At 59.4% G+C, this 24,923-nt stretch carries 24 protein-coding genes and 1 tRNA gene; 11 read left to right on the top strand and 14 right to left on the bottom strand.

The annotated features are described in order from the left end of the window. Positions 1 to 5: 5 nt before the first annotated feature. From JWS10_RS06160 to JWS10_RS06145, 4 genes are all read right to left on the bottom strand, one after another. Positions 6 to 251 (bottom strand): DUF4170 domain-containing protein, encoded by a 246-nt coding sequence (locus JWS10_RS06160; RefSeq protein ID WP_299476261.1) that lies wholly within the window; start codon positions 249 to 251, stop codon positions 6 to 8. Between the two features lie 99 nt (positions 252 to 350). Next, positions 351 to 1,799, bottom strand: coding sequence for a UdgX family uracil-DNA binding protein (locus JWS10_RS06155; protein ID WP_299505529.1), 1,449 nt, complete (start codon positions 1,797 to 1,799; stop codon positions 351 to 353). Continuing rightward, complete coding sequence (locus JWS10_RS06150; RefSeq protein ID WP_299505528.1) at positions 1,796 to 3,028, bottom strand: putative DNA modification/repair radical SAM protein; 1,233 nt, start codon at positions 3,026 to 3,028, stop codon at positions 1,796 to 1,798. Before JWS10_RS06150 ends, JWS10_RS06155 begins: the two co-directional genes overlap by 4 nt. A gap of 104 nt (positions 3,029 to 3,132) precedes the next feature. Continuing rightward, the gene (locus tag JWS10_RS06145) at positions 3,133 to 3,954 is read right to left on the bottom strand and encodes a class I SAM-dependent methyltransferase (RefSeq protein WP_299505527.1); all 822 of its coding nucleotides are present in this window, start codon (positions 3,952 to 3,954) and stop codon (positions 3,133 to 3,135) included. 118 nt (positions 3,955 to 4,072) lie between these two features. On the opposite strand from JWS10_RS06145, the gene JWS10_RS06140 reads away from it, so the two are divergent. After that, entirely contained in the window at positions 4,073 to 5,092 is a 1,020-nt protein-coding gene (locus tag JWS10_RS06140) for an AraC family transcriptional regulator (protein ID WP_299505526.1), read from the top strand. 94 nt (positions 5,093 to 5,186) lie between these two features. Here the strand turns inward: JWS10_RS06140 and JWS10_RS06135 are convergent. The 4 genes from JWS10_RS06135 to JWS10_RS06120 all read right to left on the bottom strand — a co-directional run bounded on the left by JWS10_RS06135 (position 5,187) and on the right by JWS10_RS06120 (position 8,606). Further along, positions 5,187 to 5,263 (bottom strand) — tRNA-Pro (locus JWS10_RS06135). A gap of 57 nt (positions 5,264 to 5,320) precedes the next feature. After that, positions 5,321 to 6,328, bottom strand: coding sequence for a DMT family transporter (locus tag JWS10_RS06130; protein ID WP_299505525.1), 1,008 nt, complete (start codon positions 6,326 to 6,328; stop codon positions 5,321 to 5,323). A 232-nt stretch (positions 6,329 to 6,560) separates the two neighbouring features. Beyond that, positions 6,561 to 7,667: a 3-isopropylmalate dehydrogenase gene (gene leuB, locus JWS10_RS06125; RefSeq protein ID WP_299505524.1), complete on the bottom strand. Its 1,107-nt coding sequence runs from the start codon at positions 7,665 to 7,667 to the stop codon at positions 6,561 to 6,563. A 33-nt stretch (positions 7,668 to 7,700) separates the two neighbouring features. Beyond that, positions 7,701 to 8,606: a LysR family transcriptional regulator gene (locus JWS10_RS06120; protein WP_299505523.1), complete on the bottom strand. Its 906-nt coding sequence runs from the start codon at positions 8,604 to 8,606 to the stop codon at positions 7,701 to 7,703. A gap of 89 nt (positions 8,607 to 8,695) precedes the next feature. Between JWS10_RS06120 and JWS10_RS06115 the strand changes: the two genes are divergently transcribed. Continuing rightward, positions 8,696 to 9,586, top strand: coding sequence for an epimerase (locus JWS10_RS06115; protein WP_299505522.1), 891 nt, complete (start codon positions 8,696 to 8,698; stop codon positions 9,584 to 9,586). Here the strand turns inward: JWS10_RS06115 and JWS10_RS06110 are convergent. From JWS10_RS06110 to leuD, 3 genes are all read right to left on the bottom strand, one after another. After that, positions 9,548 to 10,540, bottom strand: a complete 993-nt coding sequence (locus JWS10_RS06110) for an endonuclease/exonuclease/phosphatase family protein (RefSeq protein WP_299505521.1) — start codon at positions 10,538 to 10,540, stop codon at positions 9,548 to 9,550. The genes JWS10_RS06115 and JWS10_RS06110 overlap by 39 nt on opposite strands. Positions 10,541 to 10,563: 23 nt before the next feature. Then, the gene (locus JWS10_RS06105) at positions 10,564 to 11,370 is read right to left on the bottom strand and encodes a hypothetical protein (protein ID WP_299476292.1); all 807 of its coding nucleotides are present in this window, start codon (positions 11,368 to 11,370) and stop codon (positions 10,564 to 10,566) included. Positions 11,371 to 11,659: 289 nt separating this feature from the next. Continuing rightward, positions 11,660 to 12,265: a 3-isopropylmalate dehydratase small subunit gene (gene leuD, locus JWS10_RS06100; protein WP_299505520.1), complete on the bottom strand. Its 606-nt coding sequence runs from the start codon at positions 12,263 to 12,265 to the stop codon at positions 11,660 to 11,662. Between the two features lie 89 nt (positions 12,266 to 12,354). On the opposite strand from leuD, the gene JWS10_RS06095 reads away from it, so the two are divergent. Beyond that, positions 12,355 to 12,570 (top strand): DUF2945 domain-containing protein, encoded by a 216-nt coding sequence (locus tag JWS10_RS06095; RefSeq protein ID WP_299476298.1) that lies wholly within the window; start codon positions 12,355 to 12,357, stop codon positions 12,568 to 12,570. Positions 12,571 to 12,581: 11 nt separating this feature from the next. On the opposite strand, the gene leuC is transcribed toward JWS10_RS06095, so the two are convergent. Then, positions 12,582 to 14,000, bottom strand: a complete 1,419-nt coding sequence (leuC, locus tag JWS10_RS06090) for a 3-isopropylmalate dehydratase large subunit (RefSeq protein WP_299505519.1) — start codon at positions 13,998 to 14,000, stop codon at positions 12,582 to 12,584. A gap of 320 nt (positions 14,001 to 14,320) precedes the next feature. Then, positions 14,321 to 14,461 (bottom strand): hypothetical protein, encoded by a 141-nt coding sequence (locus JWS10_RS06085; protein WP_299476304.1) that lies wholly within the window; start codon positions 14,459 to 14,461, stop codon positions 14,321 to 14,323. Positions 14,462 to 14,737: 276 nt separating this feature from the next. Here JWS10_RS06085 and rsfS point away from each other — a divergent pair, with 276 nt between their 5' ends. From rsfS to JWS10_RS06050, 7 genes are all read left to right on the top strand, one after another. Next, positions 14,738 to 15,160 carry a ribosome silencing factor gene (gene rsfS, locus JWS10_RS06080; RefSeq protein ID WP_299505518.1) on the top strand — a complete coding sequence of 141 codons (423 nt, stop codon included), beginning with the start codon at positions 14,738 to 14,740 and terminating at the stop codon, positions 15,158 to 15,160. A gap of 3 nt (positions 15,161 to 15,163) precedes the next feature. Next, positions 15,164 to 15,634: a 23S rRNA (pseudouridine(1915)-N(3))-methyltransferase RlmH gene (rlmH, locus tag JWS10_RS06075; protein WP_299505517.1), complete on the top strand. Its 471-nt coding sequence runs from the start codon at positions 15,164 to 15,166 to the stop codon at positions 15,632 to 15,634. 9 nt (positions 15,635 to 15,643) lie between these two features. After that, the gene (locus JWS10_RS06070) at positions 15,644 to 16,561 is read left to right on the top strand and encodes a hypothetical protein (protein ID WP_299505516.1); all 918 of its coding nucleotides are present in this window, start codon (positions 15,644 to 15,646) and stop codon (positions 16,559 to 16,561) included. A gap of 75 nt (positions 16,562 to 16,636) precedes the next feature. Continuing rightward, positions 16,637 to 18,157 (top strand): 2,3-bisphosphoglycerate-independent phosphoglycerate mutase, encoded by a 1,521-nt coding sequence (gpmI, locus tag JWS10_RS06065; RefSeq protein ID WP_299505515.1) that lies wholly within the window; start codon positions 16,637 to 16,639, stop codon positions 18,155 to 18,157. Then, entirely contained in the window at positions 18,157 to 19,269 is a 1,113-nt protein-coding gene (locus JWS10_RS06060; RefSeq protein ID WP_299505642.1) for a peptidoglycan DD-metalloendopeptidase family protein, read from the top strand. Before gpmI ends, JWS10_RS06060 begins: the two co-directional genes overlap by 1 nt. 9 nt (positions 19,270 to 19,278) lie before the next feature. Further along, entirely contained in the window at positions 19,279 to 20,625 is a 1,347-nt protein-coding gene (locus tag JWS10_RS06055) for a S41 family peptidase (protein WP_299474371.1), read from the top strand. 65 nt (positions 20,626 to 20,690) lie between these two features. Next, complete coding sequence (locus tag JWS10_RS06050) at positions 20,691 to 21,179, top strand: RNA pyrophosphohydrolase (protein ID WP_299505640.1); 489 nt, start codon at positions 20,691 to 20,693, stop codon at positions 21,177 to 21,179. A 10-nt stretch (positions 21,180 to 21,189) separates the two neighbouring features. On the opposite strand, the gene JWS10_RS06045 is transcribed toward JWS10_RS06050, so the two are convergent. Further along, entirely contained in the window at positions 21,190 to 21,576 is a 387-nt protein-coding gene (locus JWS10_RS06045; protein WP_299505514.1) for a GFA family protein, read from the bottom strand. Positions 21,577 to 21,821: 245 nt separating this feature from the next. Between JWS10_RS06045 and smc the strand changes: the two genes are divergently transcribed. After that, positions 21,822 to 24,923, top strand: a 3,102-nt coding sequence (smc, locus tag JWS10_RS06040; RefSeq protein ID WP_299505513.1) for a chromosome segregation protein SMC, incomplete at its 3' end; no start/stop codon positions are given.

Here is a 24,923-nt window from a genome sequence, read left to right as displayed (position 1 = left end):
GTCGCTTACGCGCCCATCTCTTCGGTCAGTGACCCGGGCGAGCTTTCTTCGCGCAGACGATGAATATGCGCGATGAAATACCGCATGTGGGCATTATCAACCGTGCGCTGCGCCTCGGCCTTCCATGCCGAAAATGCCGTCGCATAATCGGGATACATACCTACGATGTGGATCTCGCTGACATCCTTGAAAACGTTGTCTTGCGGGCTGACAAGCTCACCGCCGAAGACCAGATGAAGACGCTGCGCCATGTCTGAAATCCTGATTGCTGCACCATCGCGCAGGGTAACGGTTGCGCAGGCTCGGTTCAAGGCTCGGCAGACTTGAAGCCGCACAGACAGCGCTCCGCTTTACAACCCATCCGCCGTCAGATGTGCCGCCATCACAAGATCGCTAAGCAATTCTTCCTGAGCGCGGTGTTGCTGGTCGGGATTGGGTAAGCGCAGGATATAAGACGGGTGCCAAGTTACCAGGACGGGGCCGTCATGCAATCCGGCTTGCACCTTGCCACGGCGGCCAGATAGCGGAGTCGCATCTCCGGTTAGCGCAAAGGCGGCCGAAGCCCCGAGTGCAAGTGTCAAGCGCGGCCGGATGAAGCCGATTTCCAAACCAAGCCACCAGCGGCAATACTCAATTTCCTGACGATCAGGTGACTGGTGCAAACGGCGCTTGCCGCGTGGGGTAAACTTAAAATGTTTGACGGCGTTTGTCAGCCAAACCCGCGAAGGGTCCAGTTGCGCCCTGCGCATGGCATCCCGTAACACCTGTCCTGCGGGCCCGACAAAAACGCGTCCGGCGAGGTCTTCTTGATCACCTGGTTGCTCACCGACAATCATCAGGGCGGCATCGCGGCGACCTTCTCCCCAAACGGTCTGAGTCGCGGCCTCGCACAGACCACAGCGGCGGCACTGCATCGCGGCGTTTTGGGCCTGATCCAACGTCTCGGGCAGCTCGGCCGCGTGCGGCATTGCATCACGGTAGCGGGTGGATACCGCAGCCGCCCCTGGACGAGACGCGGTGCTGCCAGCGTCTCGCATCCGTTGTACCCTAGCCTCCGCATCTTTGAGCATTTCGGGGATCAATCGGGTTTCGGGCAAGTTTTTCCAATATTTCTTGGGCATCTCGGAACGCATGGCATCCAATTTAATCCGCGCCGGGTTGAAAATGTTGGCAAAGTAGGTGGCCCACAGCGTTTCAGAAGCGTCGTCTGGCAGATCGGGGCGCGCGCCTGCTGGGCCAAAGCTCAGCGCGCCGTCGCAAAATTGCGCGGTGAGGCGCGGGGTAGCGATCATCCAATCCATGTCGGCAAAACGCTTGGCGAAAAACGTCGCGCCGGGCTCGAGAGTGTTATGCTCAGGCTCAAACCACGCAGCAAAACGACGGCGGGCGTGGGGCTTCGCGAAATCTGTCGGAATCTCGCGAAAGCGTACGAAGGCGTGCATTTTGTGAATATCACGGCCAACCGATTTCGCCATCAGGTTCAGTCTTCGGCCCAGAATATCGGCCTGCGACAGAGGGGCTGCGTCGTTATGGTCGATGCGCCAAAGCGCCTGATAAAGCAGGGAAAGCCGCTCGGGCGCAGTGTGCCAGATCACCGAACCAGCGAGCTTTAGAAAAGCCGCCGGGACGTGCGCTTGATGTGGACCAATTTCGGTGGGCAAAACCCGGGCAGCAAACAAGCCGCCAGCATCCGCCCATTCAATCTGATCGGGGGGGATACGATGTGAAATTGCAAGCCGCGCCGCTGCGCGCCATGCCTGCAAAGTGCCACGTTCCGGCAGGCTAACCGCGTAGCTCAAATCAGGCGCAACTGCTCAGGAGGCGGTGCGAAACGCGCGCGCAAATTGGCGCTGTCAGTCATGCCGCCGGGAGTCCAGCCAGGCAAGGTGATAAACGCTTTGGCTTTTTTCATCAAAGCGCCGATTCGCACCAGATCTTCATAGCGAAGGCTGCGGCTTTTGCGGGCAGCTATGATGCGATCCACGGTGCGGGTGCCGAAGCCCGGCACGCGCAGCAGCATTTCGCGCGTTGCCAGATTAACGTCGAGCGGAAACGCCCCTCGGTGCTGCAAGGCCCACGCAAGCTTGGGGTCGAGATCCAGATCAAGGTGCCCAGCGGTGGTGCCGGTTGCGATTTCCTCGGCGCTAAAGCCGTAGAATCGCATCAACCAGTCCGCCTGATACAAACGGTGTTCACGCAGCAGTGGCGGCTGGACCAAGGGCAGTGCGGCGGAGGCATCCGGGATCGGGGAGAAAGCTGAGTAATACACCCGGCGCAGTTTGTAGCCGGTGTAAAGCCGGGTGGCACTGGTCAAAATGGTGACATCGTCTGTGCCGTCCGCGCCAATGATCATCTGGGTGCTTTGACCCGCTGGCGCGAACCGGGGCGGCTTTTTACCCGTGTGGGACAGCTCTTTCGCGGCCTCCCCTTCTAATCGCACTTGTGCCATCGTGGCTCGAATAGTTTCCGGCCGTTTCTCCGGGGCAAATTTGCGCAACGAAGCATCCTGTGGCAATTCTACATTTATCGAGAGACGGTCAGCATAGAGCCCGGCGGCTTTGATCAACTCAGCCGAGGCATCGGGGATGGTTTTGAGGTGAATATAGCCTTTGAAGCCGTGTTCTTCACGCAATGTCTGCGCGATCCGCACCATGTCGGCCATAGTTTGATCCGGCGAGCGAATGATGCCAGACGACAGAAATAGCCCTTCGATATAGTTGCGGCGGTAGAACTCCAGCGTCAGGGACACCACCTCTTCGACCGAAAAGCGCGCACGCTCAACGTTTGAGGACACTCGATTAATACAATAGGCGCAATCGAAGATGCAGAAGTTGGTCATCAAGATTTTAAGCAAGGATATGCAACGACCATCCGGCGTATAGGCGTGACAAATGCCGGTGCCGCCCGAAGACCCCAACCCGCCGCTGCGGGAATCGCGCTTTTCGCCACCTGACGAGGCGCAGGAGGCATCATATTTCGCCGCATCCGAAAGCACGGCCAGCTTGTCTTGAAGGGTCATCTTTACCATGAACTCAATTTAGGTGTTCATGGTATGTTCGTCAATGCGCCGCTCCATCAATCGGCGGAGCGACGCGTCAAAACTTCGTGTCGCGCCGGTTAGTGCGTTGGCGTTCAGAGTTTTTCGATGACAATTTCCAGATACGCACCCCGCGCGACCAAAGTGCCATCCGTGGCGCTATTCATGCGTTCGGCAAGACCAAGCATGTCGGCCGCAAGCGCCTGTTGTCGATCGACATCTAACGCGAGGAAGGCTTTGTGCGTCGGGCCGTACCAAGTCCTAAACACCTCAAGCCAGTGCTGCGGCGATAGGTATCGGAAGGCAAACTCCTTGCGCGTGACGTTTACTCTTGCCTGTGGGAACAGTTCGGCCAATCGCGCCTCGGTTCCCCACAGCGACGGTGATTTGACGCCTGCTGGGGGTGGCAGATGGGTGCCGATAATTTTGAACAACTGGCCGATAAAACCGTCGGGCGTCCAGTTCGCCAGACCGATTTTGCCACCTTTGCGGCAGACTCGCAGCAGTTCTTGCGCCGCTCGATCTTGATCCGGGGTAAACATCACACCGAAGGTTGAAAGCACCACGTCGAAGCCTCCGTCAGCAAACGGCAGCGCCTCGGCATCGGCGGGGGTGAATGTTACGTCAACGCCTTCAGCCTCCGCCCGGGCACGACCAAGCTCCAGCAGGGCAGGCACGTAATCAGTAGAGGTGACTTTGGCCCAGCGCCGCGCTGCGGCAAGTGTTGCATTGCCGTTGCCAGCGGCCACATCCAGCACTTTCGAACCCGCGCGCAGATCAAGCGCCTCGCATAATTGCTCGCCAACGATTTGCAGCGTGGTGCCCACCACCGCGTAGTTGCCCGAAGCCCAAGCCGCCTGCTGACGGGTTTTCAGGGCTGCAAGATCGGGTGTGGGTGGTGCTAAGGTATCAGACATAGTTGCCTCCAATCAGTTTAAGCTAAACCCGCAACGTTGCGCCGACAGCCTTTCGCTAAGGCTGCGCGCATGGGTCGAATTGTGATACGCTTGCCCAGTCTGTTCGGAGATGTTCGCAATGTCTTTGGCCGTTATTCCGCAAGACTTGACCGATCCGACGCGCGGGCCGCTTTTGATGCAGGTCGCCGAGCCTGATATCCTGTCCGCGCTTTTGCGCGACATCCGGGTGACCCGATCGCTGCAATACTGTTTTGAATCGCGCGGTGCCTGGATCGTCGATGCGACACCTGCACCGTTTCGCCCGCCGGGCTCGGTCAGCTTTCATGTCGTGGTTGAGGGCGATATCTGGATTGACGTGGAGCAGCGTTTTCAAGTGACGCCAGGAGATGTGCTAATCTTCCCGCGCGGCAAAACTCATTGGATCGGATCTGGCCAAGGCGGTGTGTTGATCGACCCCGGCTCGGATCTTCCGCCGACACCTTGGGCGACGATGCCCGTGCTGCGTTATGCCGGGAACGGCGCGCCTTGCCGTATTATCTGCGGTTTCATCGAGGCGCGCGTACTTGATTTCGCGCCTCTGCTGGCGGCTTTGCCAGATGTGATGATCGCCCGGATCGGCGACAAGCGTGACGACTGGCTTGCGGCGGCGGTGCGGCAACTAAGCCGCGAGGCTGACAGGCCGCTGCCCGGCGGTTTGGCGATCACCGCGCGGTTATCCGAAATCATTTTCATCGAATTGCTGCGGCGCGAAATGTCGAAGGCACGCTCGCAGACGACGGGCTGGCTGAGCGCCGTGACCGATCCAACCATTCAGCGGGCACTCAATCTTCTGCACGCGCACCCGTCCGAGTCATGGACGCAACGTGCGCTGGCGGCTTCGGTAGGCGTCTCAAAGACGGTGCTCTGCGCCCGGTTCCAAGCGATGTTGTCGATGTCGCCGATGCAATATCTGCGCGAATGGCGACTGTATCTCGCCTCCGCACGTCTGGTCGAAACCGACGATCCAATTGTCAAAATCTCAGAAGACGCGGGCTATGGATCAGAGGCCACATTCTCGCGCGCATTCTCGCGCAGTTTTGGCGCACCCCCAGCCCGTTGGCGCAAAACCTCAGGAGCGCGGCAAATTGGCGGCGGTTGAGCGTGCGCCGGGCCATGAGCTCATGAGATTGAACACGTTCGACCGCAACGGCCGCTGCGGCGCGGGAAAGCCTGACGCGTTAAAAAAAGGATTTTGGTCGGAGCGAGAGGATTCGAACCTCCGACCCCCTGCTCCCGAAGCAGGTGCGCTACCAGACTGCGCTACGCTCCGACCGTGGCGCGCAATTAAGCTCTTGTTTGCGGCATTGCAAGAGGGGCGCTGCGGGATTTAAGCGTCGCCGTCGGTGCCGGAAAGACCCTCAATTTTGTTGCGCAAACGACGGCGGTCAAACAGCCGCAGCCAGAGCCCGATGCGTGGGAATGCACCGAAATCAAAGCGCGACCGAGTCTCTAATACCGGGCGGTTTTTTGACACTGCCGGTCGGTCTTCGCGCAAGACGATGTAAACTCCGGCAAGAATGATCACGGTTGTGCCAACGGCCGTCCAGAAATCGACTTTCTCGCCGAAAATCATAAAGCCGTAGATGATTGCCCAGATAATTTGGCTGTATTGCATGGGCGCGACAATGATCGCGGGCGCACTGCGGTAAGCCGCGATGGTCAGTAGACCACCCAGCAGACCAAGCATCGCCATTGTGCCCATCAGTCCCAGATGTGCCACCGGAACAGCGACATAAACAAACGGCAGCGCCACGGCCATCACCACGAAGTTCGCCACCATCGGATACAGCATCAGTACGACTGAGCGTTCGTCATGGCCGATCTTGCGCACTATCACCGAAGTCATCGCCCCGAGAAACGCCGCCGCGAGGGCCGAAAGATGACCCAAGCTTAGCGGCTCTTGCCCCGGACGCAGCACAATCATCACACCGAGCAGGCCCGCGATAATCGCCATGCCTCGGTGCAGACCGACCTTTTCTCCGAGTATGGGGATCGCCAGAAGTGTGATCAAAATCGGCATGGCGAAGAAAATCGCATAGCATTGCGCCAGCGGCAGCACAGAGAACGCATAAAATCCGGTGATGCCGTTCAGCACGGCAGTGGTGGTGCGCAGCGCGGTCCAATATGGGTGTTTCGGGATCAAATTGCCATCGGTGCGGTCGCTCATCAGCATGATGGTGACCAGCGGAAAGCCCAGAAGACCCGAGAAAAAGATCAGTTGAAACGAACTATAGCTGGCCCCCAGATACTTCACCAAGACGTCATGGGTGGCGTAGATCCCAAACGCGGCCAGCGCCAGAAGCGCGCCGCGCAGGTTCGATGGAGCAACGGGCATGTCGGGCATCCGGGCGAAAGAGTGCGGCTTGTGCGGTGCGCTATGCTGTCAGGCTTTGCTCTCGCAGTTTCAAGTGACAAGCCGCACGCCGGTCACCATAAGCCCGATTTTTCCGGCAATAGTGGCATCAGCCGCACGATTAAGCCCGACCTAAAAAAAATAAGCATAGACGACCATGGACGCAACGCACCCAAGGTCGCTGTTCGTGCGCAAGGCGATGCAGCCAATACGCCTAAAGGCTCGCTTGCATTGCCGCAATGATCGCATCACCCATCTGGCCGGTCGATACTGGCGAGCCGCCCTCTGGGCCCATCAGATCAGCGGTGCGCACGCCGTCAGCCAGCACCTTTTCGACCGCCTTCTCAACGCGGCTGGCTTCATCGCCCAAACTGAAGGAATAGCGCAACGCCATAGCAAAGCTTAAGATGCATGCGATTGGATTGGCTTTGCCCATCCCGGTGATATCCGGGGCCGAGCCATGCACCGGCTCATACAACGCCTTCGGACGGCCATTTTCCATCGGCAGACCAAGGCTTGCTGACGGCAACATGCCCAAGGATCCGGTCAACATCGCGGCCATATCGGACAGAATATCACCGAACAGGTTGTCGGTGACGATGACGTCAAATTGCTTAGGCCAGCGACACAGCTGCATCGCGCCATTGTCGGCATACATATGGGTGAGTGCGACATCGGGATATTCTTTGTCGTGGATTTCCTGCACCACTTCGCGCCACAGGATACCCGACTCCATTACATTGGCCTTCTCCATCGAGCAGACCTTGTTGCTGCGTTTGCGGGCCAACTCAAATGCCGAGCGCGCAACGCGGGCGATCTCGGACTCGGTGTAGCGTTGGGTGTTGATGCCAACACGCTCATTGCCTTCGACGAAAATGCCGCGAGGCTCACCGAAATAGACGCCGCTCGTCAGTTCGCGCACGATCACGATATCAAGGCCCGCAACAACTTCGCGCTTCAGGCTAGAGAAATCGGCAAGCGCGTCAAAGCATTGCGCCGGGCGCAGGTTGGAAAACAGATCCATCTCTTTGCGCAGACGCAGCAGGCCACGCTCTGGCTTCACGCTGAAATCGAGCTTGTCGTATTTCGGGCCACCAACGGCACCGAGCAGCACCGCATCAGCCTCTAGCGCACGGGCCATGGTTTCATCGGTGAGCGGGGTGCCGTGGGCGTCATAGGAACAGCCACCAACCAGACCTTCCGACACATCAAAGCTGACGATGCCTTGGGCGTCGAACCACGTGATGATCTTTTTGACCTCGTCCATCACTTCAGGACCGATGCCGTCGCCGGCGAGGATAAGCAGGGAAGGATTGGCCATGTCAGGCTCCGTGTGGAAAGGGTTGCGGTTGGCCTAGCCAATGGGGGGGGCAGGGTCAAGCTTCAGCGCCCGGAAATGGGTGCTTAGCAGGTCAAACACCCGCCTAATTCGCGGTGTGTGGCGCAAAGCCTCGGGTGCGGTCAGCCAAATCGGCAAAGGCGCTAGCTGCAGAAATGGCGCTACGCGGGTGACCGCTGAATCTGCGTCGCCGATGATCGTCTGCATTCCGCCCAAACCAAGCCCAGCACGGATCAGCGACCAATACACGATCTGATCATCGCAGCGTGTCGGAAAATCTTCCCGCCGAGCGTTAAAACCCTGCGCCGCCATCATCCGAAGCATCAAATCTGATCGGTCAAAGCCGACGAACTCATGGTTCAGCACCGTCTCGGCTGTGATCGGATCGGGGCGGCGGGCAAGATAGCAATGCGCGGCATACATCGCCATCGGGATATCGCAGAGATGTGCTGTGATCAGATCGGGTTGCGTTGGACGATACATCCGCAGCGCGATATCCGCCTCGCGGAACAGCAGATTGTCGGAAGCGTCGGTCGGGACCAGTTCAATCTCAATGCCCGGCTCATCGCGGCGCAACTCGGCCAGCATCGGCGGCAACAGATATTGCGAGACGATGCGGCTGGCGGTAATCCGCACCGGCCCTTGCAGGCGAGCATCGCGACCCGCCACCGCCAAAGCCAGCTTGGCCGCCGCTTCGCGCATGGCGCGGGCATGTGGGATCAGGGCAGCCGCCTCTGCTGTAGGAGCCAAGCCGCGTGGTTGACGGGTGAACAACGGCAGCCCCAGCGCCAATTCAAGATCGGCGATATGACGGCCCAATGTAGGTTGGCTTAGCCCCAATTGCCGTGCCGCCGCCGAAAGCGAACCGGTTTCGGCCACGGCGAGAAAGGAACGCGTAAGGGTCCAGTCGAGATCGTCCATACATATCTGAATACCACATCTGCGATGGTTGCCAATGTTATGAATGGCGTCGGGCTGCTAATTTCACCTCGGAACATAGGAGAATGAAAATGGCAGTGGTTTTGGTAGCAGGGGCGTCCGGGCTGTTTGGCTCGCATACGGCAAAAGCTTTTGCGGCGGCGGGCTGGGAAGTGCGGCGCTATCAGCGCGGCACTGATATGGTGCAGGCCGCGCAGGGTGCGGATGTGATCGTTAATGCGATGAACCCGCCAATGTATCACGATTGGGCGCGGTTGGTGCCCGAGATCACCGCGCAGGCGATTGCAGCGGCGCGGGCCAGTGGTGCCACGCTGATCGTTCCGGGGAGTGTTTATAATTACGGAACGCGCGCTCGGCCTTGGGGGCCATCGACGCCGCAAAAGCCCAACACACGAAAAGGCGCTGTGGGGGTGCAAATGGAGGCAGAATACCGTGCCAGCGGTTTACCAGTGATCCTGCTGCGCGGTGGCGATTTCATTGACGCCGCTGGCAAGACGCAGGGCATGGGCATTGCGCTACGCAGCTTGGCCAAGCGAAAAATTGTAGCCTTTGGTGATCCAAACGTGCCGCGCGCCTATGCTTATCTGCCGGATATGGCGCGCGCAGCGGTGGCTCTGGCCGAAATTCGCGGCTCGTTGACCCGGTTTGCAGATATTCCGTTCGCCGGGTTGACGTTCACTATGCAAGAGCTGGCCGACAGCTTTCAGCAGCAAACCGGGCAGAGCTTTCGTTTGGGCAGGTTTCCTTGGTGGATTCTCGGCTTGGCTGCACCGTTCTGGGAACTGGCGCGAGAAATGCGTGAGATGCGTTATCTATACGATCTGCCGCATTGCTTGGACGGCACAACGCTGAAATCAGTGTCGCCGCATTTCCAAGTCACCAAGCTTGCAGAAGTTGCCGCTGCCCAGCTGCGAGTGGCGGGGTTAGGGCGCGAGATCAACCCAGAGCGGGTGATGGCGTGAAGCAGCGGTCAGCGTGACGGCGGTGGGGTCGGCATCAGGCGGCCACACCACCCCCGCCCCGCTGACATGCAGGTCTTTCGATGGCAAAATCACCTCTACCCGTAGGCCGCCGATTTTGGGGTAAAGCGCGGTATCCAGCGCTGGATCGCCCGATTGGCCCGGATCGTGACGCGTTGACTGTCCGCGAGGGGCTGGGTCTTGCAGGGCCGAATGGCGCAGGAGTGCAGTGATCGCCTGCTTGCGACCGCCACCATCGGCAGGATCAAGGTTGCTTTGGCCGAGAATGACGAAGGGTGGCTCAGGCGGCTTGAAGGCTAAATCGCCCGCCAACAACCGCAGCCAAAAGGCGGTTTCGTCGTGGTTGCGCCGACCGTTGCGATCCTCCGGTCCATCAAAAATCGGCGGGCTTGCGTAGTAGGCGAGCAACCTCAGGCTGGAGCCATCAGGCATGGTGATGGGCACCTCATAAGCGCCAGTGCTGGACAGAAGTTGCGCCGCCGACGTGTCAGGCGGCATCATGTTGCCGGGCAGGTCCGCCCATAGCAGACCGCTAAAATCGCGTATATGCGCGGTATCAATCGGCAGCCGAGACAGGATGGCCATACCGCCCTCCCCGGCCCAGCGGCCATAGGCTTGGGCATCGCGCGGCTCGCCTAAAATACCGTTGCCATCGAGATCGAGGCCAGTGGCAATGCCAGTATTCGGCCGGAGTGGCAGGCGGTAGCGATAAGGAGCCCCCGCCTCGGCCAGCCGCTTTTCAAGCGCCGAAATCGTGTCGCCGTGAAGATCATAGTCAATGCCGGTCAGCAGCAGCACGTCGGCATCCAGTGCCACGATCACCTGAACGGCAGCAAGTTGCGACGGATTGTCACCACGTTGCAAAGACTGCAGCGCCAAGCCAGGGCCTTTGGCCCATAGGTCGATGTTATACGTGGCAACACGCAGATCGGCCATAGTTGGCCAGGCGCACAGCCATATCAGGCAGGCGCATAGCGCTTGCCATCCTCGCCCAGCATATTTGCTGCGCGGGTTTCGGTGATCATGTCGGCAATGCGTCCCATCGCAATGCCGCGCATGAACAAGCTGGCGGGTAGAAAAGCCCATGCCGTCATCGTCCAGATCAAGGTTTGTGGCGAAGTCAGCGTCAACGGCTCAAACCCTGTCGACGCGATCTTCACCACCGCTGGAATCAAGAATGGCAGCAAAAACCCTAACGCAATGTTAATGCGCGCGTCTCTCGTCAGCCGCGTCACCACATCGGCCCCGGCTGTTGGGTCAAATGTTGGCAAATTAACCCAGACGTTGAAGGCTTTTGATCGGCTTGGCCAGCGCCCCGCCTTTAAGAGCACCACAAAAATTGACAATGAGATCAGAGAGATCAGATAGGCCATGCCCGCTGCCGTCCGCACAGAGGCGATTTGCTCAACCGTGGCATCATTGGCGACCATCAGCGTCGCCAGCCGCACCGGGCTATACGGAAAATCCATCGACATGCCGATCAGCGTGCCAACGGCATCGGTGAAGTCGGTCAAAGTTGAGGGCCGGATCTTGCCGCGCGCGATCATGGACAGCGAGACGACCGTCGCCAGCAGCATCAAGAATCGCACTCGATTGAACGGTGGCGCGTCGCGGAATTCGACCATACTCGGGTAGGTCGCATTGTATTCTACAAAGGTCAAAAGCCCGATGAACAGCGCCACAAGCGCCACCATCTGTTTGGCATCTGCCGTCACATCGACCAAAAGCACAGAAGGCGCGGCGACCAGCACCATCACCAATATCATGCGAACGATCGCGCCTGTTAGCCGCGAAACCACTGCCCTGCCACCCTTCAATCGGTCCTGCTTGGTACTATGCCAAGCTAGGTTTCCGAAGATATCCCGCACTTTAAGGCGGGTTGCCTCAATATTGCCCAATTCTTGCCTTCTTTCCGCATGGTCGGCAACAGTTGGGTTAATGATCGGTAAGCAGTGTGGCGATTCCGTGGTGAATGTGTTGCAGGATTGAATCAAACTGGCGGTAACAAAAAGGCCACCCCGCAGGGTGGCCCTATATGTAGTGGTTTGTAGAAACTCAGGCCCAAGGGTGCAGCGCCGCGTTCTTTTTCTCGAATGAACCGATTGCGGCAGCTTTTTCCAAAGTCAGCCCTATATCGTCCAAACCATTGATCAGACAGTGCTTGCGGTGGGCGTCAACCTCAAACCCAAACACCTGACCATCCGAGGTGGTCACGGTCTGGCTGACTAGATCAATGGTCTGCCGCGCGTTGGCCCCTTTGCGGGCATCCGCCATCAGCACATCGACCACTTCCTGCGGCATCACGATCGGCAGAATGCCGTTCTTGAAACAGTTGTTATAGAAGATGTCGGCGAACGAGGTGCTGATGACGCAGCGAATGCCGAAATCCAGCAAAGCCCAAGGCGCATGTTCACGGCTGGAGCCGCAGCCGAAATTGTCGCCCGCCACGATGATCTCGGCCTGACGATAGGCAGGCTGGTTCAGCACAAAATCTGCGATTTCGCTGCCGTCGAGATTATAGCGCATCTCGTCAAACAGGTTCACCCCAAGGCCCGAGCGCTTAATGGTCTTCAGGAACTGCTTTGGGATGATCATATCGGTGTCGATATTAACCAACTGCATCGGTGCAGCGATCCCGGTGAGGGTTGTAAAGGATTGCATCGGAATTACCTCGGTTGGAAGTCTGCGGCGCAAGGAACCCCCGCAGCCGGAATTGAGTTGTTTGTCGCAGGCAAAACAGGACGGGTGCCATGACGTTTCGCAAAGGATCGAAGGTCTCGTGGGCGTGGGGCAAAGGCACCGCGACGGGAAAGATCGCCGAGGTCTACCGCAGCAAGATCACCCTGACGTTGAAAGGTGCCGAAGTCACTCGAAACGCGAGCAAAGCCGAACCCGCCTACCGCATCGTGCAACAAGACGGGGACGAGGTCCTCAAATCGGCGAGCGAAGTTCACAAACCGGAATAAGCTATCGCTGCTCATGCGATTTCCGCCATCATTTCGCGCACGTCGGTCAGATGGCCCGTGATTGCAGCGGCAGCTGCCATGCCGGGCGACAGCAAATGGGTGCGCCCGCCACGGCCCTGACGGCCCTCGAAGTTGCGATTTGAGGTGGCAGCACACCGTTCACCCGGCGCAAGCTGGTCAGGGTTCATCGCCAAGCACATCGAGCAACCCGCCAGACGCCATTCAAAGCCCGCGTCAATGAAGATTTGCGCCAAGCCCTCGGCCTCTGCCTGCGCCCGCACCAAACCAGAGCCCGGAACAACCATCGCGCGGATGCCGTCTTTCTTCTTCTTCCCCTTCAGGATCGCCGCCGCGGCCCGCAAATCCTCAATCCGGCCATTGGTGCAAGACCCGATGAACACCGTGTCGATCTTGATATCCGACAGTTTTTGGCCGGGAACGAGGCCCATATAGTCCAAAGCCCGCTGCACAGCCTCAACTTTGCCGCCAGTGAAATCCGAAGGCGAGGGCACCACGGCAGTGATCGGCAGCACGTCCTCGGGCGAAGTGCCCCATGTTACCAAGGGTGCGATGTCTTCTGCTTTGATCGTCACAACCTTGTCGAAAAACGCGCCTTCATCGGTGAACAGCGTTTTCCAATAAGCCACCGCAGCCTCCCAAGCCTCACCTTTCGGGGCGTGTGGGCGGCCCATGCAATAGGCGTAGGTTTTCTCGTCCGGCGCGATCAGACCAGCGCGCGCGCCGCCCTCAATCGCCATGTTGCAGACCGTCATGCGGCCTTCCATCGACAACTCACGGATGGCTTGGCCACAGTATTCAATGACATAGCCGGTGCCGCCAGCTGTGCCGGTTTCGCCAATCACCGCCATCGTAATATCTTTGGCAGTCACACCGGGGCGCAATGATCCGGTGATTTCCACCTTCATGTTCTTGCCCTTGCGCTGGATCAGCGTTTGCGTCGCGAGCACATGCTCGACTTCCGAGGTGCCGATACCATGCGCCAACGATCCAAACGCGCCATGCGTGGCGGTATGCGAATCGCCACACACCACGGTCATCCCCGGCAGGGTCCAACCCTGTTCAGGCCCAACAATATGCACGATGCCTTGGCGCACATCCGATACCGGATAGTAATGGATACCGAAATCCTTCGCGTTCTGGTCCAAAGCCTGCACCTGAATCCGACTGTCTTCGGTCATCGTCGCAGCATTTGCGCGGTCCAAAGTCGTCGGCACGTTATGGTCTGGAACAGCAATGGTTTTTTCGGGACTGCGCACTTTTCGACCGGTCATCCGCAGACCTTCAAAGGCTTGTGGGCTGGTCACTTCATGCACCAAATGGCGGTCGATATACAGCAGACAGGTGCCGTCATCGGCTTGGTGGACGACGTGATCGTCCCAGATTTTGTCATAGAGCGTGCGAGCGGTCATGGCTGGCTCATCCTCGGGATTGGAAAAAAGGGAAAAGACGAGGCGGGGCACTTCCCAAAAACTGGGGGCCCGGCAAACCGATCAGACGTGCGCTAGAATGGCGCGGGTGGCCCCGTAAAACCGCCACGGCAGGCGATCATGGTCAGCAATGTCAAAAAACCGGATCATGCCGATGATATACGCCTATCGCGCCTTGCAAGCAAGGGTCGAGGCATAACACATTCAGGGATATATGGCCGAGGTTACGCGGCTTGTCGGCATCCGGGGGCGGAATCGCCCCCGATGCAAGGTAGCATGGCGCGAGCTTAGTGGACGCGCAATCAGTAGTGCGCAAATCTTCCGGCTTGGATTTCGCGTTCGCGGCACTCCAGATCGTAGATGCTGACTGCGCCGTTCAGATATTCAAGTTCTGCCTCATGGCGCGTTTTGCGTCGCGGCAGTAGTTTCAGTAGTCTTGTCATAGCGTTTACTCCGTTTACCCTCCCTGCCCGCAATATGCTGCGTCGCAGCATGAATGTGTAGCTATGCATTAGCCGTGCGCCCATGCTTCCAGCGCATAGCTTTACGCTCAATTTTCGGTCAGGCGCGCTGCCTAAAAAGGCAAATTCCCCTTGCGAATGGCTGCACAGACCGTTATGCGCGCGTCTTGCCCCGCCGTTGAGATTGTTGCCCTGCAATGATAGGCTGGCATTGTCCCGGTTTCGGGGCCCTGCGCCGGGGCCGCATCGGCGCGCTATTTGGAGGACTTTGTCCTGTCGCACTCTGATCCCGCCACCGGCCTTCCGGTTGGCCCGCGCGCAACCCGCGCCTCTGACGATTACACCGCCGAAGATCTGCTGGCTTCCGTGCTGGCCTCGGTTAATGACGATAAAGCCGAGGAGATCGTGCAGATTGATCTGCGCGGGCGTTCGGATGTAGCCGATTACATGGTTATTTGCTCGGGTCGCTCCACCCGGCAAGTCGGCTCGATTTCCGAAAAGCTGGCGGATCGCTTGAAAGAGCAGTTCCATTTGTCGGCCAAGATGGAGGGCAAGGAAACCGGCGATTGGGTGCTGATTGATGCGGGCGATGTGATCGTCCACGTCTTCCGCCCCGAAGTGCGCGAGTTCTATGACCTTGAAAAGATGTGGCTTCCGGGCAGCGCGCATCGCGGGGCGTAAACCTTGCGGCTGCATGTCTGTGCGGTGGGACGGCTGAGGGCTGGACCCGAGCGTGATCTGGTAGATGACTACTATATGCGGCTGGATCGCACCGGGCGGGCGTTAAGCCTCGGCCCGGTGGCGGAGCTTGAGGTCGAGGATAAGAAGAACCTCGGCATGGCAGCGGAAGCTGTGTTGCTAGAGCGGGCTATTCCGGCTGGCGCGCTGATTGCGACGTTAGATGAGCGCGGCAAGGTTTTATCGTCACCCGAGTTCGCAGAAATGCTGGCAAGCTGGCGCGATAGCGGGCGGCAGGATGTGGCCTTTGTGATCGGCGGCGCGGATGGGATTGATCCTTCGTTGCGCGCAAAAGCGAGATTTTCCCTAAGTTTCGGCCGCATGGTCTGGCCGCATATGCTGGTGCGGGTGATGCTGGCGGAGCAGTTGTACCGCGCCGCAACGATTCTCGGCGGTGGGCCGTATCATCGGGCATAGGGGGCGGGGATGAGCGACAACAGTTTTCGCACAGTGCAGGCGGTCAGCGATCTTGTGCATCATGTGAAACCTTTGCTGGCGCAGCATTTGGCGGCGGTGGCCGAGGCATCGGGGTTGACGCTGCGCGAGACGGGTGAGGCATTTGCCCAGTTGCGCGACGATGGCTTTCGGTTTCAGCGTGAGGAGACTTTGGCTCTGCTGGACGGGCTGGAGACGATTGCGATCACCCAAGCCGAGGGCTTTGAATTGGCCGTTGTGGTCCTGCTGGCCGATGTTTTGCAGCGGCGGCAGGTTTCCGGGTTGTTGGTTGAGGCTTGGGAACACGCTTGCAAGTTCTTGCGCGATTGGCCGACAACTTTGCGGGCGGCCGTGGCGAACGGGCTGCGAAGGACCGCCGAATTGGCTACGCTCACATTGCAAACACCGCCCACCGATGCAGACTGCCAGACGCGGAAACCCGCCGAGATTGCCGCGCCACTGCTGCGGATTGCGCGTTCCATGCGGCGGGATGAATTATATGCGGTGGCGCAAGCCGACCGGGGCGATGCAGTTGAGCAGCACTTCGCCGCGCTGATGGATGTGATCGGTAAGCGCGACGGGATATTTCCGGAGGGCGAAGTTAAGTATCCGTCCGAAGTTGTTGAACTAAGGGCAGGGATGGACAGCGCGCCGGGATTTGAAGGCTGCACCGCAATTTTGCTCCTGAACGTGCTGAAACGTGGCGATAAGGCTGGGTTGTTTACTCAAATTTGGCCGCTTTACGGTGCTGCCTATTGCGCGCTGCGTCCCTCAACCCACGACCCGATCCTCGCTGGCGTCCGGCATATCTATGAAACTGATACCAATTTCCTGTGCAACGAGACGATCAATATCGCAGGACGCCTCACCGAAGGTGCCACAATCCCAGTCCTCGGTGATCCGCTCTAACCCGAACCCTGCGCAACCGTTGCTCTGCGCCCCCCGCAACGCTAGAAGCGTCTGACGCATTGGAAAGGCCGCTTCATGTCCCGCAAACCCATTGTTCTGTGCATTCTGGATGGCTGGGGGATCAATGCCGATCCGACCTCCAGCGCGCCTGCGCAGGCCAATGTGCCGAACTTCAATCGGATTTGGGCGACGTGTCCGCACTCGACGCTGATCACCTTTGGCCCGGATGTCGGGCTGCCAACCGGGCAGATGGGCAATTCGGAAGTCGGCCACACCAATATCGGCGCGGGTCGGGTCGTCGCGATGGATCTGGGTGCGATTGATCTCGCGGTAGAGGATGGCAGCTTTGCCACCAATCCCTCGCTACTAGATTTTGTCGCGAAAATGAAAGCCTCGGGCGGCACCGCGCATCTGATCGGCATGGTTTCGGATGGCGGCGTGCACGGCCATATCACCCATGTGATTGCCGCCTGCCGGACCATTACCGCGCTGGGCGTTCCGGTGGCCTTGCACGCAATCACCGATGGCCGCGATGTGTCGCCCTCATCCGCTGCCGAGTTCATCGACATGCTGATGGTGCAACTGCCAGCGGGCGCGAAAGTCGCCACGGTGATCGGGCGGTATTGGGCGATGGATCGTGACAATCGGTGGGAGCGGGTGCAGCGCGCCTATGATGCGATGATGATGGGCAATGGCGAGCACGCCGAGACCCCCGCACAGGCGGTGGCGCAATCTTATGCCAAGGGTGAGATGGACGAATTCATCGCGCCCACAGTCATCGACGGTTATCAGGGTGCGATTGATGGCGACGGCGTGTTCTGCCTGAACTTCCGCTCGGATCGCTCGCGGGAGATTTTAGGCGCGCTGGCGGCTCCGGGCTTTGCGGGCTTTGCCACCGGGGATCGCCCGGTTTGGGCATCGATGTTGGGGATGGTGGAGTATTCCGAAGATCATAACCTTTACATGGCAACGGCTTACCCAAAGCGTAGCATTTCCAACACTTTGGGCGAATGGGTGGCGATGCAAGGGCGCACGCAGTTTCGCCTCGCCGAAACCGAGAAATACCCGCATGTCACGTTCTTTCTGAATGGCGGTCGAGAGGCTCCGTTTGAAGGCGAAGACCGCGCTATGCCGAAATCGCCCAAAGTGGCGACCTATGATTTGCAGCCCGAAATGTCCTCGGTGGAGGTGTCCGATAACCTCGTGATGGCGATTGAGAAGGGATACGATCTGATCGTGGTCAACTTCGCCAACCCCGATATGGTCGGTCATACTGGCAGTCTTACGGCGGCGATCAAGGCATGTGAGGCGGTAGATATTGGCCTCGGCCGCGCTTTGGTGGCGCTGGAGGCTGCGGGCGGCGCGATGATTGTCACCGCCGATCATGGCAACTGCGAGATGATGATTGATCCGATAACAGGCGGGCCACACACCTCCCATACGGTCAATCCGGTGCCAGTTGTGCTGGTCGGCGGGCCCGTGGGGGCGGCGTTGCGCGATGGTGGACGGCTCGGCGACCTCGCGCCAACGATTCTGGCGCTGATGGATTTGCCGCAACCACCCGAGATGACCGGGCGGAGCCTTATGCTGGCATGATGCTCAAAGCCGCCTTGCTTGTGGTGCTGACCGCCTCGGCGGCCGTATCCGGCGTGGCCGAAGATGCGGCGCGGGCGAGTGCCGAATTGCAGCAAGCCGTAGCTGCATTGCAAGCTGCCGAAGGTGCGAAGGATCGCGTGGCCGCATTAACCCAAACCATCAAGGCTTACGAGGAAGGGCTCGCGGCATTGCGCGAAGCCCTGCGGCAAGCGGAACTGCGCGAAACCGCCCTCACCCTGCAATTTCAAACCAAACGCGACCGGATTGCGCAACTTTTGGGCGTACTGTCGCGCATTGATGCTGAACCGGGTCCACTGCTCTTGCTTCACCCAACCGGGCCTTTGGGCACCGTGCGCTCAGGCATGATGCTCGCCGACGTGACGCCGGCATTGCAGGCCGAAGTCAATGATCTGAAAGGGCAATTGCAGGAACTCTCCGACCTGCGCCGCTTGCAAAAAGCTGCGGGCGACACTTTGGGCCAAGGTCTCGCAGCGGCGCAAGTCGCGCGCTCTGATCTAAGCCAAGCCATATCAGACCGCACCAAACTCCCGAAACGTTTCACCGAAGACCCTGATGTGCTGAAGGGCCTGCTCGAGTCCGCCGACACGCTGGAAGCCTTTGCTGCGGGCCTCGCCTTGGACGACACTGGCAATGCCACATTTGCCGATCAGCAAGGCAAACTTGATCTGCCCGCCCTCGGAACCTTGCTACTGAAACCCAATGAAACCGATGTGCGCGGTGTCGCTCGCCCCGGCATGACGTTGGCCACCCGCCCCGCTGCCCTCGTCACCAGCCCTTGGGCTGCGACCATCCGGTATCGTGGACCCTTGCTCGACTACGGAAACGTGATGATTATAGAGCCCGGCGGTGGCTATCTTTTGGTTCTGGGCGGGCTCGATCAGGTGTATGGCGAAGTGGGCGAAGTGATTGCGAAGGGCGCGGCACTCGGCTTGATGGGTGGAGCTGCGGCGGGAAGTGGCGATCTTCTCGCGCCAGCTAAAGAAGGCAGTGGCGGACGCGAGACGGAAACGCTTTACATAGAGATGAGGCAAGGTGCGAAACCAGTGGACCCGATGCAGTGGTTCGCGGCAACGGCCAAAGCAGAGGAATAGGACGAGCCGATGAAGAAAATGATTATCGCGGCACTGTGCGGCTCGATTGCAGGCGGCGTTTTGACGACGCAGGTGGCCGGCCCGCTGATCGCGCAAGATGCGACGAAAAACGCCTCGGTCTATGAACAGCTCGACCTGTTCGGCGATATTTTTGAACGCATCCGCGCGCAATATGTCGAAGATGTGGACAGCAAATTGCTGGTTGAAGCCGCGATCAACGGCATGTTGACCTCGCTTGACCCGCATTCCAGTTATCTTAATGCCAAAGCTTTTGACGATATGAACACCCAGACGCGCGGTGAGTTTGGCGGGCTTGGCATCGAAGTCACGATGGAAGAAGGCTATATCAAAGTCGTCTCGCCGATGGATGGCACGCCTGCGGATAAAGCGGGCATCAAACCGGGTGACTTCATCACTTCGGTCGACGGTGAAAATGTCCAGGGTCTGACGCTGGACGAAGCCGTTGATAAGATGCGCGGCCCGATCGGATCGGAAATTCTGATCTCGGTAGTGCGCGAAGGTGTAAAAGAGCCGTTTGACGTTTCCATCATCCGCGACACCATTAAAGTCGCGGCTGTTAAATCGCGCTTGGTCGGCAACATCGGCGTGATGCGGGTTTCGTCGTTCAATGACCAAACCTATCCGGGTATCCAGGACGGCATCAAAAAGCTGGCGGAAGAAGCTGGCGGCATGGATAAAATCAATGGCTTCGTGATTGATCTGCGCAACAATCCCGGTGGCTTGCTGAAACAAGCGATCCTCACCTCGGATGCGTTCTTGAACGAAGGCGAAATCGTCTCGACCCGGGGTCGCAACGCTGAAGACAGCTCGCGTGAGAATGCGACGCCGGGTGATTTGGCGGTCGGCAAACCCCTCGTGGTGTTGATCAACGGTGGCTCGGCTTCAGCTTCAGAGATCGTGGCAGGCGCGCTGCAAGATCACCGTCGGGCGATTGTTGTCGGTACTCGCAGCTTCGGTAAGGGCTCGGTACAAACGCTGATCCCGCTCAAAGGTGAGGGTGCTATGCGTCTGACCACCGCGCGCTATTACACCCCGTCGGGCCGCTCCATCCAGTCTTTGGGCGTGATGCCAGATATCGTGGTGAACCAGCCCATTGTTGATCCAGAAGCCGAAGGCACCGAGGCGAAGGCAGCGGACGATCAAATCAAGCAGCGCACAGAAGCGTCTCTGCGCGGTGCGATCACCAATGATTCTATGACCGACGATGAGAAAAAGCAGTTAGAGGATGAGCGTGCGCGCACCGAAGAAGCCGCCAAGCTGCGCGATGAAGATTATCAGCTGGCCTATGCGGTGGATATTCTGCGCGGCTTGAACGCAGTCGCGCCAACACCGTAACCCATCGACAGATGCAACCCTTTGCCGCGCTAAGTCTCAGCTTTAGCGCGGCAAATTTTTGGATAATTCCCATGACCGTCGATCCCCAAACCCTGCCCTACCGCCCCTGCGTCGGCGTCGTGTTGATCAACGCGGCTGGCCTGATCTTTGCCGGTCAGCGTTTGGATAATCCGGTGCCCGCTTGGCAAATGCCGCAGGGTGGCATTGATGACGGCGAAAAGCCCCGCGCGGCCGCCTTGCGAGAGTTGTGGGAAGAAACCGGCGTCACCGCTGATCTGGTGGAGTTTATTGCCAAGACCGACGATTGGGTGACCTACGATTTGCCGCCCGAATTGTTGGGCAAAGTCTGGGGCGGCAAATATCGCGGCCAGCGGCAAAAATGGTTTCTGTTCCGCTATTTGGGGACGGACGCTCAGGTCAACATCACCTCCGATCACCCCGAGTTTTCAAAATGGCGCTGGATCGGTGCCGACGAACTGATCGCCTCCATGGTGCCGTTCAAACGCAAGGTCTACGAAGAAATCGTTGCCGTCTTCCGCCCGCACCTCGCCTAGCTTCTTGGCATCATCGCTGAGGCAATCCATCGGCCAAATGTATCCACGGCAGCTTTTCAGCAATGAAAACATGCTCCTCAGGCGCATAAATGCTGGGGTCATCCAGCAATGCCGCATAAAAATGAATCTCACCCGGAAACCGTTCCGACCGATACGCCACTTGCGCGCCGCAAGCCGCACAGAAATCCCGCCAAACACCGGGCGATGACGCATAAGTTGCAGGGGTGGCGCCCGTCCATTTCCAAGCGCCATCGGCAACGCCAAAGAACGAAGTGAATGCCGAAGAACACGCGCGCCGACAGCTTTCGCAATGGCAATGGCTTTGCCAGATCGGTGCCGCAGTGCATCGAAATCGTGTCGCACCACATAGGCAATGCCCAGAATAAGGTGGGGTCATTCGCAAGCTCCTTTCGTGGGCTGGCTCGGCAACTCAACATTCTGCCCAGCTACCAATGCAAAACCACGCGATCAGTTTCATACTGACTTAAATATTCCCGCCGGAGGCTTCGACGGTTGCTGCCAACAATCACGTCAATATCTTGGGGATAATCGCCAATCGCAGCCCATATCCTGCGACCTTACGTTGACTAAGCTCTGCTGCGCCGTAATCATACCGCTCCAACGGAATCAGGACATACCGATTTGCGCTTTACCAAGCTGCGGCTGAATGGCTTCAAAAGCTTTGTGGATCCGACCGATCTGGTCATCCATGACGGGCTGACCGGGGTGGTCGGGCCGAACGGTTGCGGCAAGTCCAATCTCTTGGAAGCGATGCGCTGGGTGATGGGCGAAAACCGCGCTTCTGCGATGCGTGGCGGCGGCATGGAGGATGTAATTTTCAACGGCGCCGCCACCCGCGGCGCGCGGCATTTTGCCGAGGTCGCACTGGTGCTGGACAATTCCGACCGGCTCGCACCCTCGGGCTTTAACGATTCCGATACGATTGAAATCACCCGCCGTATCACCCGCGATGCCGGTTCGGCCTATAAGCTGAACACCAAAGATCTGCGCGCCCGCGATGTGCAAATGCTGTTTGCCGATGCTTCCACCGGGTCGCACTCGCCCGCTTTGGTGCGCCAGGGCCAGATTTCCGAACTGATCAACGCCAAGCCAAAAGCCCGCCGCCGCATTTTGGAAGAAGCCGCCGGAATTTCTGGCCTTTATGCACGTCGGCATGAAGCTGAACTGAAGCTCACCGGTGCCGAAACCAACCTTCTGCGCGTCGATGATGTGCTGGAATCGATGGCGCAGCAGCTCTCACAACTGACCCGGCAAGCCAAACAAGCGGCCCGCTACCGTGAAATCGGCGAGGAACTTCGCCGCGCAGAGGGGCAGCTTTTGTATCGTCGCTGGCGTGAGGCCGAACTTGCGCGCGCCGAGGCTGATGGCCTGCTGCGCCAGCGCTTAACCCAAGCCGCACAAGCCGAAGCCGCCGCCCGTCTCGCCGCCAAACAGCGTGAGACCGCCGAAGATGCGCTGCCGCCCTTGCGCGAAGAAGCGGCTATCGCTGCCGCCATCCTGCAACGCCTGATGCTACAGCGCGACCAGCTTGGCGACCAGGAAGCCCGCGCCCGCGCGATGATCGAAACCCTGCGCAACCGCATCGCCGAACTCGACCGCGATGCCGAGCGGGAAGCCAGCCTGAACCGAGATGCAGGCGAGGTTATCGGCCGTCTCGAATGGGAAATTGAACAGCTGTTGCGGCTGCACGACGGCCACGAAGATCGGCTGACCGAAGCCTCAGAACTGGCGCGCGAAGCGTCGGCGGTGCTGACCGATCGCGAAGGCGTGCTGTCGCAAGCCACCGAGGATGCCGCACGTCTGGCAGCCCGTCACCAGTCGGTGCAACGCATGTTGGCTGACACCAAAACCGCTCTGCAAAAGGCCGAAACCGAAGCGGCGCGCGCGGCAGAAGCGGTTACAACCGCAGCATCCGCACTGGAAACCGCAGCCGAAGCCTTTGAGACCGCAGAAGAATCCCAGATTTCCGCAACCGAGGCTGCCGAAGCTGCCGAAGAGGCGCTACTTGTCGCCGAAGATGCGCGCGGTGAAGTTCAACGCCGTGAAGCCGAAGCCCGCGCCGCCAAATCCGAGGCCGAGGGTGAGGCCAATGCCCTGCGCGCCGAAGTCGCGGCCCTGACCCGCCTGGTCCAGCGCGAAGCCCAAGCGGGCCACCAACTGCTGGATCTGCTGGTGGTCGAACCCGGCTTGGAAAAGGCTATCGGCGCGGCCCTCGCTGACGATTTGCGCGCGCCCGAGGTCGCAGGCGACAAACGCTCCGGCTGGGTCGCGCTGCCCGACTACGCCACTTCGCAGCCCCTGCCCGCTGCCAGCGTCGCGCTGTCAAACCACGTGCAAGCCCCCGATGTTCTCTCGCGTCGGATGGCTCAAATCGGCCTCATTGACCGCGCCGATGGCCCCCGCTTGCAAACCGATCTGCAACCCGGTCAGCGCCTCGTTTCCCGCGAAGGCGATCTTTGGCGCTGGGACGGCTTCCGCGCCGGGGCCGAAGATGCCCCCTCTGCCGCCGCCCTGCGCCTGCAACAACTAAATCGTCTGACCGCATTAAAGCGCGATCTTGAAGAAATAACCGCCCGCGCCGAAGGTGCTTCACAGGCACATGCACAGTTGCAAAACCGCTTGGCGGAACTGTCCCGCGCCGACCAGATCGCGCGGGATGCCCGTCGCGTCGCCGACACACGCGTATCGGAAGCCAACCGTATGGCCGCCCGTGCCGAGGCCGATAAATCGATTTCCGGTGGCAAGTTAGACGCTGCCCGACTGTCGATCGAACGCTATCAAGCTGAGGTTTCCGAGGCCCGCGAGCGTCTGGAATCCGCCATCGCCGCCGAAGAAGATCTCCCCGATCTCGACTCCGCCCGCGAAGGCGTGGAGGCTGCGAAACTCACCGTCGAAGCCGCCCGCATCACCATGATGTCGCGACGTTCTGCGCATGACGAACTGCGCCGCGAAGGCGAAGCCCGCGTGCGGCGCCGTCAAGAAGCGGTCAAGGAACTCTCGGGCTGGAAACACCGCCTGGACACCGCCGCAAAACGTATCGCCGAGCTGGCCGAGCGCCGCGCCGAGACGCAGGAAGAGCTTGCCGATGCCTCTGCCGCGCCCGAAGAAATCGCCATCAAGCGTGAAGAACTCGGCGATGCGATCAGCGAGGCCGAGGCCCGTCGCACCATCGCCGCCAATGCGCTTTCCTTCGCCGAGGCCGCGCTCCGCAATGCCCGCGATACCGAACGTGAGGGCGAAAAGCTGGCCGGCGAAGCCCGTGAATCTCGCGCTCGCGCCGAGGCCCGCACCGAAGCCGCCCGCGAATCGGTTAATCTCGCCGCAGAACGTATCGCCGAGGAACAGGGTGCCACTCCCGATCAACTGCTCGACACGCTGAAGGTCGATCCCGACAAGATGCCGGACGCAGAAACTCTCGACACCGATGTGCAGCGCCTGAAACGGCAACGCGAGGCTTTGGGCGCCGTCAACCTTCGCGCCGAGGAAGACGCGAAGTCGGTGTCCGATGAATACGACGCGTTGGCGCAAGAGAAACTCGACCTCGAAGAAGCGATCAAAAAGCTTCGCTCCGGTATCGCTGGCCTAAATCGCGAGGGGCGCGAACGCCTGCTGACAGCGTTTGAACAGGTTAACGCCAACTTCGCGACGCTGTTTACCCATCTTTTCAACGGCGGTGAAGCGCGGCTGGTTCTGGTCGAATCGGATGACCCATTAGAAGCCGGC

It is taken from the genome of Cypionkella sp., assembly GCF_028290025.1.
Classification (GTDB): domain Bacteria; phylum Pseudomonadota; class Alphaproteobacteria; order Rhodobacterales; family Rhodobacteraceae; genus Cypionkella.
Note: the sequence above shows the minus strand (reverse complement) of the source record. Positions and strands in the feature narration are given on the sequence as shown.

What these genes read in the sequence shown, in the direction of transcription:
- JWS10_RS06130 (WP_299505525.1), bottom strand. Translation starts at nt 6,328, where the DNA reads ATGCCCGTTGCTCCATCGAACCTGCGCGGCGCGCTTCTGGCGCTGGCC.
- JWS10_RS06060 (WP_299505642.1), top strand. Translation starts at nt 18,157, where the DNA reads ATGCTCAAAGCCGCCTTGCTTGTGGTGCTGACCGCCTCGGCGGCCGTA.
- leuD (WP_299505520.1), bottom strand. Translation starts at nt 12,265, where the DNA reads ATGCAATCCTTTACAACCCTCACCGGGATCGCTGCACCGATGCAGTTG.
- JWS10_RS06120 (WP_299505523.1), bottom strand. Translation starts at nt 8,606, where the DNA reads ATGGACGATCTCGACTGGACCCTTACGCGTTCCTTTCTCGCCGTGGCC.
- JWS10_RS06055 (WP_299474371.1), top strand. Translation starts at nt 19,279, where the DNA reads ATGAAGAAAATGATTATCGCGGCACTGTGCGGCTCGATTGCAGGCGGC.
- gpmI (WP_299505515.1), top strand. Translation starts at nt 16,637, where the DNA reads ATGTCCCGCAAACCCATTGTTCTGTGCATTCTGGATGGCTGGGGGATC.
- JWS10_RS06160 (WP_299476261.1), bottom strand. Translation starts at nt 251, where the DNA reads ATGGCGCAGCGTCTTCATCTGGTCTTCGGCGGTGAGCTTGTCAGCCCG.
- leuB (WP_299505524.1), bottom strand. Translation starts at nt 7,667, where the DNA reads ATGGCCAATCCTTCCCTGCTTATCCTCGCCGGCGACGGCATCGGTCCT.
- JWS10_RS06115 (WP_299505522.1), top strand. Translation starts at nt 8,696, where the DNA reads ATGGCAGTGGTTTTGGTAGCAGGGGCGTCCGGGCTGTTTGGCTCGCAT.
- leuC (WP_299505519.1), bottom strand. Translation starts at nt 14,000, where the DNA reads ATGACCGCTCGCACGCTCTATGACAAAATCTGGGACGATCACGTCGTC.
- JWS10_RS06045 (WP_299505514.1), bottom strand. Translation starts at nt 21,576, where the DNA reads ATGACCCCACCTTATTCTGGGCATTGCCTATGTGGTGCGACACGATTT.
- JWS10_RS06095 (WP_299476298.1), top strand. Translation starts at nt 12,355, where the DNA reads ATGACGTTTCGCAAAGGATCGAAGGTCTCGTGGGCGTGGGGCAAAGGC.
- JWS10_RS06150 (WP_299505528.1), bottom strand. Translation starts at nt 3,028, where the DNA reads ATGGTAAAGATGACCCTTCAAGACAAGCTGGCCGTGCTTTCGGATGCG.
- JWS10_RS06105 (WP_299476292.1), bottom strand. Translation starts at nt 11,370, where the DNA reads ATGATATTGGTGATGGTGCTGGTCGCCGCGCCTTCTGTGCTTTTGGTC.
- JWS10_RS06110 (WP_299505521.1), bottom strand. Translation starts at nt 10,540, where the DNA reads ATGGCCGATCTGCGTGTTGCCACGTATAACATCGACCTATGGGCCAAA.
- JWS10_RS06070 (WP_299505516.1), top strand. Translation starts at nt 15,644, where the DNA reads ATGAGCGACAACAGTTTTCGCACAGTGCAGGCGGTCAGCGATCTTGTG.
- JWS10_RS06145 (WP_299505527.1), bottom strand. Translation starts at nt 3,954, where the DNA reads ATGTCTGATACCTTAGCACCACCCACACCCGATCTTGCAGCCCTGAAA.
- JWS10_RS06140 (WP_299505526.1), top strand. Translation starts at nt 4,073, where the DNA reads ATGTCTTTGGCCGTTATTCCGCAAGACTTGACCGATCCGACGCGCGGG.
- JWS10_RS06085 (WP_299476304.1), bottom strand. Translation starts at nt 14,461, where the DNA reads ATGACAAGACTACTGAAACTACTGCCGCGACGCAAAACGCGCCATGAG.